At 61.0% G+C, this 16,609-nt stretch carries 16 protein-coding genes and 1 tRNA gene; 10 read left to right on the forward strand and 7 right to left on the reverse strand.

What is annotated here, in order from left to right; genetic code table 11:
- Nucleotides 1-67: 67 nt before the first annotated feature.
- The 5 genes from ACWICV_RS16605 to tmk form a co-directional block, all read right to left on the reverse strand.
- The gene (locus ACWICV_RS16605; protein WP_400291612.1) at nt 68-820 is read right to left on the reverse strand and encodes a YqjF family protein; all 753 of its coding nucleotides are present in this window, start codon (nt 818-820) and stop codon (nt 68-70) included.
- A 271-nt stretch (nt 821-1,091) separates the two neighbouring features.
- A tRNA-Thr gene (locus ACWICV_RS16610) sits at nt 1,092-1,163 on the reverse strand.
- Nucleotides 1,164-1,245: 82 nt separating this feature from the next.
- Nucleotides 1,246-2,781, reverse strand: coding sequence for an alpha/beta hydrolase (locus ACWICV_RS16615; RefSeq protein WP_454091364.1), 1,536 nt, complete (start codon nt 2,779-2,781; stop codon nt 1,246-1,248).
- A gap of 23 nt (nt 2,782-2,804) precedes the next feature.
- Nucleotides 2,805-3,959: a DNA polymerase III subunit delta' gene (locus ACWICV_RS16620; RefSeq protein WP_400291616.1), complete on the reverse strand. Its 1,155-nt coding sequence runs from the start codon at nt 3,957-3,959 to the stop codon at nt 2,805-2,807.
- Nucleotides 3,956-4,609 (reverse strand): dTMP kinase, encoded by a 654-nt coding sequence (gene tmk / locus ACWICV_RS16625; RefSeq protein WP_400291617.1) that lies wholly within the window; start codon nt 4,607-4,609, stop codon nt 3,956-3,958. Before tmk ends, ACWICV_RS16620 begins: the two co-directional genes overlap by 4 nt.
- 147 nt (nt 4,610-4,756) lie before the next feature.
- On the opposite strand from tmk, the gene ACWICV_RS16630 reads away from it, so the two are divergent.
- The 4 genes from ACWICV_RS16630 to ACWICV_RS16645 all read left to right on the forward strand — a co-directional run bounded on the left by ACWICV_RS16630 (nt 4,757) and on the right by ACWICV_RS16645 (nt 7,678).
- The gene (locus ACWICV_RS16630; protein ID WP_332727722.1) at nt 4,757-5,914 is read left to right on the forward strand and encodes a trans-sulfuration enzyme family protein; all 1,158 of its coding nucleotides are present in this window, start codon (nt 4,757-4,759) and stop codon (nt 5,912-5,914) included.
- A 70-nt stretch (nt 5,915-5,984) separates the two neighbouring features.
- Nucleotides 5,985-6,302, forward strand: a complete 318-nt coding sequence (locus ACWICV_RS16635) for a DUF2516 family protein (RefSeq protein WP_454091365.1) — start codon at nt 5,985-5,987, stop codon at nt 6,300-6,302.
- Between the two features lie 128 nt (nt 6,303-6,430).
- On the forward strand, nt 6,431-7,177 hold the full coding sequence (locus ACWICV_RS16640) for a phosphoglyceromutase (protein ID WP_332488251.1): 747 nt from the start codon (nt 6,431-6,433) through the stop codon (nt 7,175-7,177).
- Between the two features lie 198 nt (nt 7,178-7,375).
- Nucleotides 7,376-7,678 carry a DUF4193 domain-containing protein gene (locus ACWICV_RS16645; protein ID WP_038993831.1) on the forward strand — a complete coding sequence of 101 codons (303 nt, stop codon included), beginning with the start codon at nt 7,376-7,378 and terminating at the stop codon, nt 7,676-7,678.
- A gap of 425 nt (nt 7,679-8,103) precedes the next feature.
- On the opposite strand, the gene phoU is transcribed toward ACWICV_RS16645, so the two are convergent.
- A complete protein-coding gene (gene phoU / locus ACWICV_RS16650) occupies nt 8,104-8,757 on the reverse strand; it encodes a phosphate signaling complex protein PhoU (RefSeq protein ID WP_133835063.1) in 654 nt (217 codons plus the stop codon).
- 227 nt (nt 8,758-8,984) lie between these two features.
- On the opposite strand from phoU, the gene ACWICV_RS16655 reads away from it, so the two are divergent.
- Entirely contained in the window at nt 8,985-10,199 is a 1,215-nt protein-coding gene (locus tag ACWICV_RS16655) for a sensor histidine kinase (RefSeq protein ID WP_388024205.1), read from the forward strand.
- Nucleotides 10,196-10,876, forward strand: coding sequence for a response regulator transcription factor (locus tag ACWICV_RS16660; RefSeq protein WP_105658784.1), 681 nt, complete (start codon nt 10,196-10,198; stop codon nt 10,874-10,876). The genes ACWICV_RS16655 and ACWICV_RS16660 overlap by 4 nt, the downstream gene beginning before the upstream one ends.
- Nucleotides 10,877-10,959: 83 nt before the next feature.
- On the opposite strand, the gene ACWICV_RS16665 is transcribed toward ACWICV_RS16660, so the two are convergent.
- Complete coding sequence (locus ACWICV_RS16665) at nt 10,960-11,499, reverse strand: hypothetical protein (protein ID WP_332488239.1); 540 nt, start codon at nt 11,497-11,499, stop codon at nt 10,960-10,962.
- A gap of 353 nt (nt 11,500-11,852) precedes the next feature.
- On the opposite strand from ACWICV_RS16665, the gene ACWICV_RS16670 reads away from it, so the two are divergent.
- From ACWICV_RS16670 to rlmB, 4 genes are all read left to right on the forward strand, one after another.
- Nucleotides 11,853-12,338 carry a CarD family transcriptional regulator gene (locus ACWICV_RS16670; RefSeq protein WP_038993823.1) on the forward strand — a complete coding sequence of 162 codons (486 nt, stop codon included), beginning with the start codon at nt 11,853-11,855 and terminating at the stop codon, nt 12,336-12,338.
- A gap of 104 nt (nt 12,339-12,442) precedes the next feature.
- Complete coding sequence (gene ispD, locus ACWICV_RS16675; RefSeq protein WP_454091366.1) at nt 12,443-13,684, forward strand: 2-C-methyl-D-erythritol 4-phosphate cytidylyltransferase; 1,242 nt, start codon at nt 12,443-12,445, stop codon at nt 13,682-13,684.
- Between the two features lie 87 nt (nt 13,685-13,771).
- Nucleotides 13,772-15,223 carry a cysteine--tRNA ligase gene (gene cysS / locus ACWICV_RS16680; protein WP_332499016.1) on the forward strand — a complete coding sequence of 484 codons (1,452 nt, stop codon included), beginning with the start codon at nt 13,772-13,774 and terminating at the stop codon, nt 15,221-15,223.
- Nucleotides 15,224-15,273: 50 nt separating this feature from the next.
- Nucleotides 15,274-16,221, forward strand: coding sequence for a 23S rRNA (guanosine(2251)-2'-O)-methyltransferase RlmB (gene rlmB / locus ACWICV_RS16685; protein ID WP_105658780.1), 948 nt, complete (start codon nt 15,274-15,276; stop codon nt 16,219-16,221).
- Nucleotides 16,222-16,609 lie beyond the last annotated feature (388 nt).

A 16,609-nucleotide genomic window follows, 5' to 3' on the forward strand; every position in this document is an offset into this window, starting at 1 on the left:
GAACAGAAGGCTCCCGGTTTCTTCCGAAACCGGGAGCCTTCTGCCGCAACTGCCTTGTGCCTGGCCTCTAGCAGTCCAGTACGGTTGGTGCAGCGAACAGCGTATCGACGCCTTCGGCGTACAGAACCGAGTCAGGAGCTCGATCAGCGAGAGTGGCGAAACCGGCGGCACGCAGCAGGCCATCGTCGAATTCAACGAGTTGTGCAGGTTGCAGCGGCCACGGTTCATGGTGGTTCCGGCAGTGCAAGGTGCGCCCAAGATGCCGCTGGTGGAACGCCCACTGTGCCGATAGCGCGATGGCGGTCTGCGAACCCGGGGTAATTGGACCGGCACTGGCAGAAGCTTCTACCGGACGCACGACGATGCGGGAACGTGCGCTCGGATTTCCGATGCGCCGTGTTGCATAGCTGATCGTGCCGGCCTTCTTCAGGATTTTCATGGACGACCACTGGTACTTCAACCCGAAGACTGCCCGCGCCATGAGCACAGGTAGCAGGCGTGATGCTTCAAGGCTCAGGAATACCACTGCGCGGCGTCCTTGATTGTCAACGGAATAGAGGCGCACATTGATCTCCGGGAAGTCACCCAACCACGGAATCGCAGGACCGGAGAAGAACGCACTGCGCGACATCTGGAAAGCGACGAGGCCCACCCAAGCGCTGCCGGCGACAATATCTGGCCGGCATCCTTCGGGCATGTACGGCGCCACCTCATCCGGGCTAACCCGCCAATGCAGGAACGCTACTTCGCTCCACCGTTGGCGCATGATCGCGTTGCCGCCTAGCGATGGCGGTTCAGGGGAGTACTGCAAGGATTGCATCAGTTTGGAATTCCTTGGAAATTGCTGTCGAAGGCTTATACCGCTATTGCCGGTCGCGAACCAGGATCGATGATCTGCTGATCGCGGAGTGAAGAATCGTTTGCCGGCTCTGGCCTAATTGAATATCCAAAAGCGCCGTTGGGCAAGATGCGGGATAAGAATGGACTGCGTGGGAATCGAAGACCCCGGGACCAGTCATGAAAATCCATTGAAAATTGCGAAAACCCCGGAATCATGCGGCAAGCGCGATTCCGGGGTTTTCTTCACAACGAGCCCCCTGCCGGATTTGAACCGGCGACCTGCTCTTTACGAGGGAGCTGCTCTACCCCTGAGCTAAGGAGGCCTGTACCTGCAAACAGGCACCACGTCACTTTATCCGAGGAATTGTCTGAACGTCAAAACGGCGACGACATCATCAAGCCCAATCAGCACCGGGTGCCGGCTTCGGGGACTTTGCCGTCAATCAGGTACTCATCCACCGCTTTGGTAATGCATTCATTGGAGCGTCCATATGCGGTGTGGCCATGGCCTTCATAGGTCAGCAGGGTCGCGTTATCCAGCTGCTGCGCCAATGCCTCAGACCATGCGTAGGGGGTAGCTGGATCGCCGACGGTGCCAATGACGAGGATCTCATTCGAGCCTTCCGCGTCGAGGACCTCAGGCTTGCCAGTGGCGTCGTGGTCCCAGGCCTCGCAGGTGATGCCGCCGTAGGCGAGATACTTGCCCAAGGTCGGGGCCGCACGCATCAACTCTGTTGCTTCGGCCTGCATCGCTTCTGGACTGGCGTCCATTGGACGGTCCAGGCAATTGATGGCGGTGAAAGCATCGGTGGAATTCGATGCATACGTGCCGTCGCCCTCGCGGTCCGCCGAGAGATCCGCGAAGCCGAGGATCATATCCACATCCGCGTCGTTGACGGCAGCGTTCATCGCATCGGTCAAAATGGGCCAGCTGGAATCGTCATACAGCGGCAAGATGAAGCCGTTGATGAAGTCGATGATCGGCACTGCACGCCCGTCGCTGGCAGTCATTGGTTCGTTCTCCACCTGCGCAAAGAACTGCTGCAGCTGCACCTTGGCCTCTTCAACGGTTCCAGTGAACGGGCACTCACCGCTTTCAAGGCAATTGGCGAGCCACGCGTCGATCTCCTTCTCGAAGCCAACGGCCTGGGCCAAGGTGAGGTCCGAAGCTGTGCTGGTTGGATCCATGGCGCCATCGAGTACGAAGCGACCCACATTCCGAGGGAACAAATCAGCGTAGGTTGCTCCGAGGAAGGTTCCATAGGAGAAACCGAGGTAGTCCAGCTGTGCATCACCGAGCACAGCACGGATCACGTCCATGTCCTTCGCTGCCGAAACGGTATCGACGTGGCCTAGGAGATCGCCGGTATTGGACGCGCAGTCAGCTGCGTAGTCCTCGGTATCCTCGACAATTTCGTCCTGGTCTTCAGGAACCCAAGCCCGCAGGTTTTCCTGGCGTCCCTCATCGGTCTCGGCACCGCTTTGGCAGGTGACCGGGGAGCTTTCTCCCACGCCTCGCGGATCGAATCCGATGACGTTGTAGGTGCGCTGCAGGTCAGCGCTGAACATGCCTGGTACCGAGGACGCCACCAGATCCAGGCCGGATCCGCCTGGGCCGCCGGGGTTTACCAGCAGATTGCCTGTCGCTCCGTCCACTGCGCGGCGGTTCAACGCCAGATCAATGCTCTCGCCTTCGGGATCGGCATAGTCCAGCGGAACCTCTATGGTGGCGCATTCGATGATGCTGCCGCATTCTTCCCAATCGAGGTCTTGGCTGTAGAAGGATTCCAATCCTTCCGGTGTACTGGCGTTGGGCGCGGACTGCGACGCATCCGATGCGCCGGACTGCGAATCCGCTGTAGTGGAAGAGCAGCCGGCCAGGGTCAAAGCCAGAGCGGTCCCCACTGCGGCCAAGCGCATCATCGGTGAGCGTGCAGGCACTTTTAGTGTCTCCTTGTGATGGGTTAACGGCGTCCCGGCTGAGGCAGCAAACGGGTCATGAGTGCTTCCAGGGCCATGAGCTGGTTGACGTTGGCAGCCAAGCGGCTGCGCGTTTCATTGATGGCATCAAGCTGGGCCAAGGACTTCTCGCTGGACTGTTCCGCTGCGAAACGTTCGAGCTGCTCGCGCAGGTGCTCGTTGATCAGCTCAATTCCGGTTTTCAGCTGGATGCTCAAAACATCGCGGAAGAATGTGGTCAGGTCTGTCAGGGTACGGTCCAAGGCATCGAAAGCCGCACGCCGAGCGAATCGCTTGGCATCATCCTCCAGCGCCTTGAACTGTCCACGCAATCCAGCGGGGATGTTCTCCTCTGGACCCAAGCCGTTGGCGTGGCGCAGCTGGGCAATCTTGTTCTGCAGATCGGTGCCGGTAATGTTCTCGGCACGCTCGCTGGCCAGTTTGGAAATTTCTGCGGCAGCGGCCATCGCCTGCGGCAAGGTGGTGGTGCGCAACGGCAAGGTAACGACTTTTTCACGCTGGATGCGTGCTTGCTCGTCACGGGCCAGCAAACGGGCTACGCCAATGTGGGACTGCGAGACACGGGCAGCGAACAGCGCCTGTTCCGGTTCCAGGCCGTCACGGCGCACCAGAAGATCGGCAACATCCTGGGTGGACGGCACGGAGAGATTTACCGCGCGGCACCGTGATCGAATGGTCACCAGAACATCTGCAGGAGACGGGGCGCTCAGGATCCAGATCATCTTGGCGGGCGGTTCTTCAATGGCCTTGAGCAGCACGTTGGTGCTGCGCTCGGACATGCGGTCGGCATCTTCGATGATGATGATGCGCCAGCGGCCGGTGCCAGCACTTTCCTGTGCACGGGTAATCAGATGGCGGACGTCAGCGATCTGGTACTCGAATTTGTCGGTGGATACGAAGGACACATCCGGGTGCTCCGAATTCATGACCATTTTGCAGTTGGCGCACTGCCCGCAGCCGGCCGGGGCCTGGGTGCACTGCAAAGCTGCCGCGAAAGCCCGCCCCGCGGTGGTGCGGCCCGAACCCGGGGGACCGGTGACCAGCCAGGCATGGGTCGGGTTGCCGCGATCAACCTCAGCGGTCAACGTGGCAATGACACGTTCCTGCCCGGCAAGTTCTGCGAAGACCGGCCGGGTCACAGCAAGCCTGCCAAATGCTGCGCAACCGACTGGTGCAGCTTCTCCACGCTGGCGGTGGCATCCAGGACCAGATAGCGTTGCGGATCACGGGCCGCCAAGTCGAGGAAGGCGTTGCGGATGCGTTCATGGAAATCATCCGGCTCGGATTCCAAGCGATCCGAATCCTCCACGCCGCCGCTGGCCGCAATGCGCCGGGCACGTCCTTGCGCGGCGGAGATATCAAGAATGATGGTGGCATCAGGCTTCAGTCCGCCGGTTGCGAAGTCGTTAATCGATGCGACGGCATCAAAGCCGAGGGCACGGCCCATGCCCTGGTAAGCCAGCGAGGAATCAACAAACCGGTCGCAGATGACGTGGGTTCCGGCATCCAGCGCGGGGGAGATGACCTGCTGGACATGGGCGGCACGCGCCGCCGAGTAAATCAGGGCCTCGGTACGGGCATCGATCTCGCCGTGGCCATGTTCGAGCACCAAGGAACGCAGCTCTTCGCTGATCTGGGTTCCGCCTGGCTCACGGGTAGTGGTGACCTTGGCGCCACGGGACTCCAGCCATTGCTGGGCCAGGGCGACCTGCGTGGACTTCCCAGCGCCGTCACCGCCTTCAAAAACGATGAACAAGCCACGGGTTGGGGTACTCGATTCGATACTCACCCCACTAGCCTATCCAAGGACATTTAAAGATGTGCGCTGCAACGGCAGGATGTGCAACGAAAATGCGCCCAGTGTGGGGGATCAGTCAGATGAAATGTAGTGAAATCCACCGGCTGGCAGCGTCAAAGGAAGCGTAGAGTTTTTTCCATGAACCCCCGCACCGCAGAATCAGGCGCCAATCCGGCCTGGGATCCGAAAACTTTGCTCGTTGCCGGCGGGCGTCCGGCCCATGGCTACGATGCTCCAGTCAACCACCCGGTAACCTTCACCTCGACTTACCATTCCAAAGGCCAGGCGGCGCCGGGTGAACGCGTATATGCGCGCTTCTCCAATCCGACCTGGGATCCGTTTGAAGAAGTACTGGGCCAGCTCGAAGCGGCAACGCTGCCTGCCCTGGTGTTCTCCTCGGGCATGGCAGCTATTGCCGCCGCATTGAGCATCGTGCCAGAGGCCGGCGTGCTGGTGATGCCGCAGCATTCCTATAACGGTTCGCTGGCGTTGAGCGCAGAGCTGCAAGATGCGGGACGGCTGCGCATTCGCCCGGTGGATATTGCCAACACCGAAGAAGTGCTCGCTGCCTTGGATGGGGCCGATGTGCTCTGGGTGGAATCGCCAACCAACCCGATGCTGGAAGTCGCCGACCTGCCGACCCTGCTGGCTGCCGCCAAAGCGAAGAACGTCGTGAGCATCGTGGATAACACCTTTGCCACCCCACTGCTCCAGCAGCCGCTGGTCCACGGTGCCGACCTTGTAGTTCACTCGGTGACCAAGTACCTGTCGGGCCACTCGGACGTGATCATGGGCGCGCTGGTCACCAGCGACGAGCAGCTCCACAGCCGCCTGCATGGGTACCGGACCTTGCATGGCGCGATCGCCGGCCCGATGGATACCTTCCTCGCATTACGCGGGGTGCGCACCATGGCCGTGCGCCTTCAGCGTTCGCAGTCAAACAGCCAGGTGCTGGCAGAACGCCTCGCGGCACATCCCAAGGTGCAGGCCGTACGCTACCCGGGACTGCCCAACGACCCGGGCCACGCGCGCGCCGCGGACCTCATGGGTGGGTTCGGATCGGTGATCGCCTTTGAAGCGGGAAGCACCGCCGAAGAAGCGGACCGGGTGCTGGAAGCCTTCCAGCTCATCACCGGCGCCACCTCGCTTGGAGGCGTGGAATCCCTAGCTGAGCGCCGGGCCCGCCACGCTTCGGAGCCGGCCAGCGTCCCGGCCAGCCTGATCCGACTGTCAGTAGGCATTGAAGAGGTGGAAGACCTCTGGGCCGATCTGCAGCAAGCGCTGGACCGGCTTTGATGCCCGCGGGCGCTGATTTTCGCGCGTGGCACAGCGCCCATCATTTGCGCCAAAAAGGTAGAGTACAAGCATGAACATGTTGCGCATGGCCCAAATAATCGAGTACTACATGATGATCGCTTTGAGCATTGTCATCGTTGCGATCGCCGTCTGGGCTTTGGTTGATTGCCTGCGTCATGGCGCAGATCGTTTCGCCCAGGAAGGCAAGCGCACCAAGGGGTTCTGGCTTGGACTGACCGTCGCCAGCACCGCCGTGGCACTGCTTGGCATCTTCAGCCAGGGCGGAATCGGCTTCCTGCAGCTGATCGGCGCCTGCATCGCCTGCGTGTACCTCGCGGACGTCAAGCCTGCCGTCAGCGGCAAAGGCGGCGGCTGGTACAACTACTAGGCGTGCCAAGGCACCAAGTTTTCCCGAAGACCTGCATCCGCATCTTGGCGGACTGCAGGTCTTCGCACTTTAATCACGGGCCTTAACTTTCGCACGAGCAGGCTTGCGCATTGGTTAGGATGGATTACATGAGCCACACTTTGATTTTGCTTCGCCACGGACAGAGCGAATGGAACGAAAAGAACCTGTTCACCGGTTGGTACGACGTATCGCTGACTGAGAAGGGCCGTGCTGAAGCTGCCCGCGGCGGCCAGCTGCTGACCGAAGCTGGCTACAAGCCGGAGGTGCTTCACACCTCCTTGCTGACCCGCGCCATTGTTACCGCGAACCTGGCCCTGGAGGCCGCTGGCCGTTCGTGGATCCCGGTGAACCGCGACTGGCGCCTGAACGAGCGCCACTACGGTGCGCTGCAGGGCAAGGACAAGGCGCAGACCTTGGCCGAGTTCGGTGAAGAGCAGTTCATGGAATGGCGTCGCAGCTACGACACCCCGCCACCAGCACTGGATGATTCCTCGGAGTTCAGCCAGATCAACGACGAGCGCTATGCGGCGTTGGGCGACTCCGCCCCACGCACCGAGTGCCTCAAGGACGTGCTGGATCGCATGCTTCCCTACTGGGAGAACAACATCAAGGCCGACCTGTCGGCAGGCAAGACCGTCATGGTCACCGCCCACGGCAATTCGCTGCGTGCGCTGGTCAAGCATCTGGATGGCATCAGCGATGAAGACATTGCTGGCCTGAACATCCCAACCGGCATCCCGCTGGTCTATGAGCTGGATGACAACTTCCAGCCAATCACCAAGGGCGGAACCTACCTGGATCCAGCAGCCGCTGCGGACGCCATCGAGGCCGTTGCCAACCAAGGCCGCAAGTAGGACACGCTTTTCGGCGGCATCGAGGCTGCTGGCTACTCGCCAGTAGTTCGCGATGCCGCCGTCCGCTTGTTAACGCCGAGGTAACGCCAAGCATCCGGCTGTGAGCGAAACAACTGCGCACGATTGTATTTTTGGCATTAGTATGCTGTAATCTCCTATTTCGAATAGGCTCAATGGCTCACGTTAGGAATGCAATTCGTGGCAACTGATTACGATGAAGTCCGCCCAGACGTTGCTGAGGCACGTAAGGCTTCTCTGGATGCGGTGAAGTCCGCAAACGCACCGGACGCCAAGTCGGTGGTGCGCGAGCTCGATGAGACCGACCACACCGATGGCATGGATCTGCCAGGTGCGGATCTATCCAACGAGGAATTGACCGTTACGGTCATTCCGCAGAAAGACGACGAGTTCATTTGCGGCTCGTGCTTCTTGATTCGCCACCGTTCGCAGCTGGTGCGCGAAGAGGGCAATGTAGGCTTCTGCGTCGAGTGCGAAGGCTAGAAGCCCGCTAGACGCTGGCGCCACTTGCGCGCCAACAACCTGCGAGGGCAGTCCACCGATCGGTGGACTGCCCTCTGCTGGTTTAACGGGCTGGATTCCCCGGATGGGACCGGACTCCAACGGCGGTCCCTGGGGTGCCCAGCGCTGCGTCGTGCGTCCGCTGGCATCCTGCCGGGGCAATGGCTGGACGTGCGCTCACCGTGAGCGCGTGGAGCTGCATGGCCGGACGAGGCGCAGCACTGCCATGCCAACGGGGCCGCGGGCCACGGCACGGTACCCAGTTCGCGCCGCGATGCGAAGGCTTCCCGGACCCCGGACACCCAGTTTCAGTGCTGAATGAGCTGGAGAGCAAAAATGGCGCCTGCCATCCGGTGGTACCGGATGGCAGGCGCCAAGGCGCAGCCTTATAGCTTAGGTCCGCGGACCTAGATCTCGGTGGGGTCCCATTCGCCGGTCACCAGATAGGTGACCTTGCGAGCTACGGACACACCATGATCGCCGAAGCGCTCAAGGTAGCGGCTGGTCAGCGATACGTCCACGGTGGTGGGTGCATTGGCATCCCAGTCGTCGGCCGCGACCAGGGTGAAGACGCTGGAGTGCAAGCGATCCAGCTGGTGGTTCAGCTCGATAATTTCGGTAGCGATCTGCAGATCGCGGGTGTCGAGCAAACGCGCAACGGCCTTGGCGATGTCAATATCGATCTTTGCCATCTGGGCAAAGGTGTCGGAAATCCTGGCTGGGATTGCCGGGTTGGGGAAGCGCAGGCGGGCCAGCTGCGCCAAGTGGCGTGCCAAGTCGCCCATGCGCTCCAGCGAAGCACTCATGCGCAGCGAACCGACGATCATGCGCAGATCGCTGGCTACCGGTCCCTGCAAAGCCAAGGTATCGATAGCGCGCTCATCGAGCTGGTTCTGCAGGAAGTCGATCTTCGCGTCCGCTGCGATGACTTCCTGGGCCAGATCGACGTCGACGTTGGCTAGCGAATCCCAAGCTCGATCCATTGCGGTTGCGACCTGGTTGGCCATCTCAATGAGTTCTTCGCCAATTTGCTGCAGGTCTGCTTGAAATACCTTACGCACAGCAGTTCCTTTCGAGTGTCGGTATCCATGCCGGATGGTGGACTGCCGTGGCAGCCAACCGCCCCGAAACAGTTTTGTGGCATGGTGGAGGGTCTTGCTCCAGCTTGTCAGCGGGTGATTAACGAATATGCCACGAAAGGTGAACGTTTGGTGAACAGCGCGCCGAAATCGACTAAATCACGTCATTTAGGGCCGGTGCCACCCAAAGGTGAAGCTAGTCTAAAGATGTGAACGAAGTGATCTCGACTCTTATAGCCGGCGTCCTCGGCCTGGCTCTGGGGATCGTTGGCGTCATCGCCTTCCGGCTTTCCCAGAACCGCTCCTCGAAGCTGCCGCAGGTCGACGAACCCGTGCTCCCCGAGGGAGCCGCCGCCGTCCTGTCGGTCATTGGACGCGCCTTCGTAATCCTTGATGACGTCGACGGGGTGGTTCGAGCCAACCCCGCTTCCTACGCCTACGGACTGGTGCGAGGACACACGCTCGTCCACAACGAACTGCTCTCGCTGGTGCGGCAGGTTCGCGCCGACGGCGTGATTGCCGAAAGCCAGTACGAGCTGCAACGCTCCACGCTGGGTGCCGGGCAGCTGATTGTCCATGTGCGCGTGGCACCGCTGGGCGACGAGTACATTCTCCTGCTGGCCGACGACCGTACCGAAATCACCCGTACCGAAGCGATGCGCAACGACTTCGTGGCCAACGTTTCCCACGAGCTGAAGACTCCTGTCGGCGCGATCGGCCTGCTGGCCGAGGCCATTACCGAGGCTGCCGATGACCCCAAGGCGGTACGCCGCTTCTCCACCCGGATGGACAAGGAATCGCGGCGCCTGGCCGCCCTGGTCCAGGACATTATCGAGCTCTCCCGCCTGCAGGCATCCGATGCCATCGTGCAGGGCCAGGAAGTGAATATCGACAGCGTCGTGGCCGAGGCAGTTGACCGCAGCCACCTGATTGCCGAGGAAAAGGGCATCGCCATTACCGTAGGCGGACATCTCGAGGAGCCGATCCTGGGCGATGCGGACCTGCTGATGACTGCGATCCGCAACCTGATCGATAATGCCATCCGCTACTCCCCGGAGAACACCACGGTAGGCGTGGGCATCCGGCAGCGTGATGGCTATGCGCAGATCTCGGTCACCGACCAGGGACCCGGGATTTCGGCCGAAGAGCAGGAACGCGTTTTCGAGCGCTTCTACCGCGTGGACTCCGCACGTTCGAGGCAGACCGGGGGCACCGGCCTGGGGCTGAGCATCGTCAAGCACGTGCTGGCCAACCACGGCGGCGAAGTGTCGCTGTGGTCGCAGCCGGGCCACGGATCCACATTTACCCTAAGACTTCCCCTAGCGGACGAAGAACCGGCGACCAGCAATGTGCTTGCCGGCCAGACGATGAAGGAACGAACGATCGAGACGAATGCGTCCGATCGTGAAGGAGGACGCCGATGACCCGCATATTGATCGTTGAGGACGAGGAATCGCTCTCTGACCCGCTGTCCTACCTGCTGGAACGCGAAGGTTTCGAAGTCCGGATCGCCGACGACGGTCTGAAGGCCGTGACCGAGTTCGAACGCCATGGCGCAGACCTGGTGCTGCTGGATCTGATGCTCCCGGGCCAGCCCGGAACCGAAGTGATCCGCCAGATCCGCCTGAACAGCCAGGTCCCGGTCATCATGCTCACCGCAAAGGACTCGGAGATCGATAAGGTCGTCGGCCTGGAGCTCGGCGCCGACGACTACGTCACCAAGCCGTACTCCTCCCGCGAATTGCTGGCCCGCATCCGTGCTGTGCTGCGCCGCCAGGGCGAAGGCGAAGAACTGATCAGCAATGTGGTCACCGCCGGTCCGGTGCGAATGGACGTGGAACGCCACGTGGTCTCGGTCGACAACACCGAGGTATCCATGCCGCTGAAGGAATTCGAGCTGCTGGAAATGCTGTTGCGCAACGCCGGTCGAGTGCTCACCCGAGGCCAGCTGATTGACCGCGTCTGGGGCAGCGACTACGTGGGGGACACCAAGACTTTGGATGTGCACGTCAAGCGCCTGCGCTCCAAGATCGAGGTCGACCCGGCGGTGCCCGAACGCCTGGTGACCGTGCGCGGGCTGGGCTACAAGTTCGTGGTCTAAAGCCAAAGAGCCAGGATACGCCAAGAGCCTCGGACAGAATCTTTCGATTCTGTCCGAGGCTCTTGTTTTGTCTTGCGCGAAGCTTAGTGGCCCGAAGTGGAGTGGGTCTCTTCTGGAGTCAGGTGCTCGGTAACCGACTGATCAGCACCGCCTGGTACGAAGTCGCGGTATTCAGCCAGGGTGCCATCGACAACTGGAACGCTAAATTCCACGTTCTCACCGGCAACGGTGAAGACCGAGTCGGCGTGTTCGCCAGCTGCAATGCCCATGTTCTTGATGATCTGCTGGTTCTTGTCTTCTTCAAGCTTGATGGTGCCGTCTGCAGGAACCTGGATGGAGACAGGTGCTGCGTTGTCAGCCTTGACCGACAGGGTCAGCGCGGAATCGCCGGCGTTGACTACGGAGCCGATCAGGCGGGCTTCAGTGTCGTCGCTGTTGGTGACGAACATCAGGTTGCGGACCTTTGCGTCTGCGACATCGACGTTGACGCCATCGCTGGCGGCGTAGTCGGTGTTGGTGGCCTGCTCGTTGATGGCGCCACAGCTGGTGACACCGAATGCCAGGGCAGCCACAGCGAGGGACGCGGCAATGCGACGTCCAGCGGTCATGCGTGCGGTGATCACGACACTAACTCCTCGGTGAGAAAAATGAGTTGCTTCGGTTCGTGGCCTGCTTAATCGAATGCACCTAGGGCAGGGGCAATCGAAAATTGGACCACGATTACCTCTAAGCCTAGCTGTTTTTCACGCAAAGACGCGATTTAGCGACGTGCAACACACGCATTTCGACAAGTTGTAGACAACCGATGCGGGGAAGGGGGGTGGTGCGCAGTCGACTGCCCTATCTTCTTCATAGCATGTTTCTCTTGCAAGTGGAAGAGGCATTTCCGCGTGAATTCGCGGTTATATGGGGCACAGTCGCAGGATCCGGAATAGCAAACATGGTAGACTAGGGCGTGGGAAAGGGGTTTATCCACATGGTTTTTGAGGTTGGCGAGACTGTTGTCTACCCGCACCACGGTGCCGCGATGATCGAAGAGATCAAGATGCGCAAGATCAAGGGCGAAGAGAAAATGTATCTCAAGCTCAAGGTGGCTCAGGGCGACCTGACCATTGAGGTTCCTGCTGAGAACGTTGATCTTGTTGGCGTACGTGACGTGGTAGGTCAGGAAGGCTTGGACCATGTGTTCGATGTCCTTCGTGCTGAATTTACCGAAGAGCCGACCAACTGGTCGCGCCGCTACAAGGCAAATGTCGAGAAGCTCGCTTCCGGCGATGTCATCAAAGTTGCAGAAGTAGTTCGCGACTTGTGGCGCCGAGAAAATGACCGTGGTCTGTCGGCAGGCGAAAAGCGCATGCTGGCAAAAGCTCGCCAGGTATTGATCAGTGAATTGGCCTTGGCCAAGGATCTGGACGAGGCCAAGGCAGAAGGCCTCTTGGACGAGGTTCTGGCTTCGGCCTAGCCCCGTTCCGGTAACGCATCGCCGTGAAACGCTCCCAAGCGTTTCACGGCTTTTGGCGTTAAAGCGGCCAAGGCCGAACCGCGCGGCACGATAAGCTGGGCGCTGTGAAGCAAAGCGAAGTGCAGAACTCAAGCCTGATCCTCGTGGCTGCTGGAATGGGAACCCGCCTCGGCGCTGGCCTTCCCAAGGCGATGGTCCAGGTGGCCGGAAAATCCCTGGCTGAACATGCCGTGGACCGGGCGCTGGGAATTCCGCAGATCACCGAAATCATCGTGGTGACCCCGCCGCAGGACGAACGCCTGGCCGCGGCCATGGCGCAGTACGGGGACAAGGTGCGCACCGTGCCCGGTGGCGCCAGCCGCGCCGCGTCGGTCCGCGCCGGCCTGGCTGAAGCCAGTTCCGCCGCCACCAACATTCTGGTGCATGACGCCGCCCGCGCTTTTGCCCCGGCGAAGCTGCATGAACAAGTGCTTGGCGCTCTGGCCGACGAGCAGTGCAACGCCGTCATCCCGGCGCTGAACGTCACCGACACCATCTGCGTGGTGGAGCTCGATGCCGCCGGCGAGCACGAAATCATCAAGGAAACCCCGGCACGTTCCATCCTGCGCGCGGTGCAAACCCCGCAGGGCTTTGACGCGCAGCTGTTGCGCGATGCCCACGCCCAACTGGATGGCTGCACCGAGGCAGAACTGGAGCAGGTTACCGACGACGCGTCGATCGTGCGGGCTTTCGGAGCCGAAGTCCATGTGGTGCCGGGATCGCAGCAAGCCATGAAGGTCACCTATCCCGGAGATCTCGACGCGGCAGGCAAGCTCGCGGCGAACCAGCCCGCGGCCACCCCAAGCGCAAAGGAAGAAACCATGATCCTGCCACGAGTCGGCAACGGCATCGATGTTCACGCGGTCAGCGAAGACCCGACTCGCGAAATGTGGCTGGCAGGACTGCACTTCCCGGAAGACACCGGGCTTTCGGGCCACTCCGATGGCGACGCGGTAGCGCACGCGGCCTGCGATGCGCTGTTCTCCGCTGCGGGCATTGGCGATCTGGGCACGCACTTCGGGGTGGACCGACCGGAATTCGCCGGGGCCAGCGGTGTGAGCCTGATTGCAGAAGCCGCCCGCCTGGTGCGGGAGGCGGGATTCGAAATCGGCAATGTCGCGGTGCAGTTCGTTGGCCGCCGCCCGCGCTTTGCCGCGCGCCGCGAAGAAGCCAGCAAAGTGCTGAGCGAGGCTATCGGCGCCCCAGTCAGCGTCATTGCGACCACCAGCGACGGGCTGGGCTACGAGGGGGAAGGCAAGGGCGTGACAGCCTATGCCACCGCACTGGTCTACCCGGTATCGGGCTAGGCCCCTTGGCGCAACCGCGGGGCTTCGATCATCGAGAGTGTCACAAGTGAAGTACAAAGGGTGCATCCATCGGATAACCTTAAAGGCGTGAGCCTGCGATTCTATGACACCAAAACAGCATCCGTACGCGACTTCCAGCCATTGGCGGAAGGCGAAGTCAAGCTGTACTACTGTGGCGCCACCGTGCAGGGCATGCCGCACGTGGGCCACGTCCGCAGCGCCATTGTCTTCGACCTGTTGGTGCGCTGGCTCGAATACCGCGGCTTTGCCGTCACCACCGTCCGCAACGTGACCGACATCGATGACAAGATCCTGGAGAAGTCGGCGAAATCCTTCGCCGAGGACTTCGAGGCGGATGCCCATTACAAGCCGCGCGAAGAATGGTTCGCCCTGGCGTACCGCTTCGAGCAGGAATTCGCACGGGCCTACGAGGCTCTGGGTGTCCAACGCCCGACTTACGAGCCCCGCGCGACCGGCCACATCACCGAAATGCATGAGCTGATTGCACAGCTGATCGAACGCGGCCATGCCTACCCGGCGGCCGACAGCTCCGGAGATGTCTATTTCGACGTGCGCTCCTATGAGCAGTACGGCGCACTGACCCGCCAGAAGATCGACGATATGCAGGACGCGCCGGATTCGGATCCGCGCGGCAAGAAGGATCCACGCGACTTCGCGCTGTGGAAGGGCTACAAGGGCACCGATCCGCTGACGGCTTCCTGGCCAAGCCCCTGGGGACGCGGCCGCCCAGGCTGGCACCTGGAATGCTCGGCGATGGCTGGCAAGTACCTGGGCAGCGAATTCGACATCCATGGCGGCGGACTGGATCTGCGCTTCCCGCACCACGAGAACGAAATGGCCCAGTCCAACGCGGCTGGCCACGGCTTTGCAAACTTCTGGATGCACAACGGCATGGTCACCTATGAGGGTGAGAAGATGTCCAAGTCCATTGGGAACACCATTTCCCCGGAAGAAATGCTCGCGCTGGCCGACGCCCGCGTGGTGCGCTACTTCCTGGGCCAGGCGCAGTACCGTTCGATGCTCGACTACCGCCCGGACTCGCTGACCGAAGCGGGGGCAGCGGTCGAACGCATCGACACCTTCATCTCCAATGCGCGCTACCGCCTGGGTGCCGTCGCCGAGTCGATCGTGGCCACCGGGGTTCCGGAAGCTTTCGGCACCGCGATGGATGATGACCTGAACGTTCCAATGGCGCTGGCCGCGCTGCATGAAACCGTGCGGCTGGGCAATGCATCCTTGGATAGCCGTGACGACGCTGCCACTGCCAAGGCCTTGGGCCAGGTCTTGGCCATGACCCAGGTATTGGGCCTGGATGATGCCGGCAGCAATGAAAGCTCGAAATCTTCTGCAGAGCACGCAGCCCTGGATCAGCTGATCCAGGCCCAGTTGGCTGAACGCGCCGAAGCACGCGCTGCCAAGGACTGGGCACGCTCCGACGCCATCCGCGATGCGCTGGCATCCGCTGGCATTACCGTGGCGGACTCGGCCGATGGCGCTCGCTGGACTCTGGACAACTAGTCGCGAACACGCGCGGCACCAACGAACTCAAAACTAAAGGACATGAACCAATGAACAAAAAGGGCCCAACCAAGGGTAGTGGTGGCAAGGGACGTCGTTCCCTCGAGGGCAAGGGCCCGACCCCCAAAGCGGAGGACCGCCCGTACCACAAGGCTTACCGTGCCAAGCAGCTCTCTGAGCGCTCGGCCGCCAAGCGCAGCACCGGCCGTCGAACCGACCGCATCAAGGTCAACGCCGAGTTCGTCACCGGCCGCAACTCCGTCGTTGAGGCGCTGCGCGCCGGCATCCCTGCCAAGGCGCTGCACGTTGCCATCCGCATCGACGTCGATGACCGCGTCCGCGAATCCCTGAAGCTGGCTGCCGAGCTGGGCATCCCGCTGATGGAAGCATCCAAGCCCGAGCTCGACCGCATGACCGATGACGCGATCCACCAGGGCATGGCCCTGCAGATCCCGCCATACGAATACAAGGATGCAGTCCAGCTGGCTACCAAGGCCATCAAGGACTTCGACAAGGGATACACCCGGACCCAGCCGCTGTTCCTGGCACTGGATGGCATCACCGACCCGCGTAACCTGGGTGCGATTGTCCGTTCGGCTTCGGCCTTCGGCGCAGACGGCGTGATCATTCCAGAGCGCCGCAGCGTCGGCATGACCGCTTCGGCATGGAAGACCAGCGCCGGTGCAGCTGTACGCGTACCAGTAGCCAAGTGCAGCAACCTGACCAGCGCACTGAAAGAAATCAAGGCTGCTGGCATTTTCGTGATCGGCCTCGACGCCGGTGGCGACATGGAGCTTCCGAACTTCGAATTGGCTACCGGCCCGCTGTGCATCGTGGTTGGTTCCGAAGGCAAGGGCCTGTCCCGGCTGGTCCGCGAAAACTGCGACGCCATCGTTTCGATTCCAATCGACTCGGCAATGGAATCGCTGAATGCTTCGATGGCTGTTGGCATCTCGCTCTACGAGGTATCGCGTTTGCGCGCTGGACAGTCCAAGTAGTCTCCAAGCACCGTGAAGGGGCCATAACTTGCCAAGGCAAGTTATGGCCCCTTTTCATTGGGGTGACCTGCTTCATAACAACAATTTTCCGTTGTTTTTAGCCGATATTCACCTTGGACCGCAGGGAATCCGCATGATTCCGGGGATTCTGCGCAGAAAAGCATGGAAACTGGCCGATTTTGCGTCGTGGCTGAACCCGTGTAGAGTTTTATCTCGCGCCGCTGATCCGGACAGCCTGAAAGGGCGAAACGGAAACGGCGGGTGAACAAGACTGAAATGTCGAGTTGACAACGGTCAACTTGGTGGTAAGCTTGTAAAGTTGCTCCGGAGCGAAGCAGTCATCGAAGGATTGGTGGTTGTGGTGTCGAGAGTGTTTGTTGTTTGAGAA

The organism is Glutamicibacter sp. NPDC055354, assembly GCF_053644955.1.

Excerpts from the sequence above, each read along its gene's own strand:
- ACWICV_RS16605 (WP_400291612.1), bottom strand. The coding sequence starts at position 820 with ATGCAATCCTTGCAGTACTCCCCTGAACCGCCATCGCTAGGCGGCAAC.
- ACWICV_RS16630 (WP_332727722.1), top strand. The coding sequence starts at position 4,757 with ATGAACCCCCGCACCGCAGAATCAGGCGCCAATCCGGCCTGGGATCCG.
- ACWICV_RS16635 (WP_454091365.1), top strand. The coding sequence starts at position 5,985 with ATGAACATGTTGCGCATGGCCCAAATAATCGAGTACTACATGATGATC.
- ACWICV_RS16640 (WP_332488251.1), top strand. The coding sequence starts at position 6,431 with ATGAGCCACACTTTGATTTTGCTTCGCCACGGACAGAGCGAATGGAAC.
- ACWICV_RS16660 (WP_105658784.1), top strand. The coding sequence starts at position 10,196 with ATGACCCGCATATTGATCGTTGAGGACGAGGAATCGCTCTCTGACCCG.
- ACWICV_RS16670 (WP_038993823.1), top strand. The coding sequence starts at position 11,853 with ATGGTTTTTGAGGTTGGCGAGACTGTTGTCTACCCGCACCACGGTGCC.
- rlmB (WP_105658780.1), top strand. The coding sequence starts at position 15,274 with ATGAACAAAAAGGGCCCAACCAAGGGTAGTGGTGGCAAGGGACGTCGT.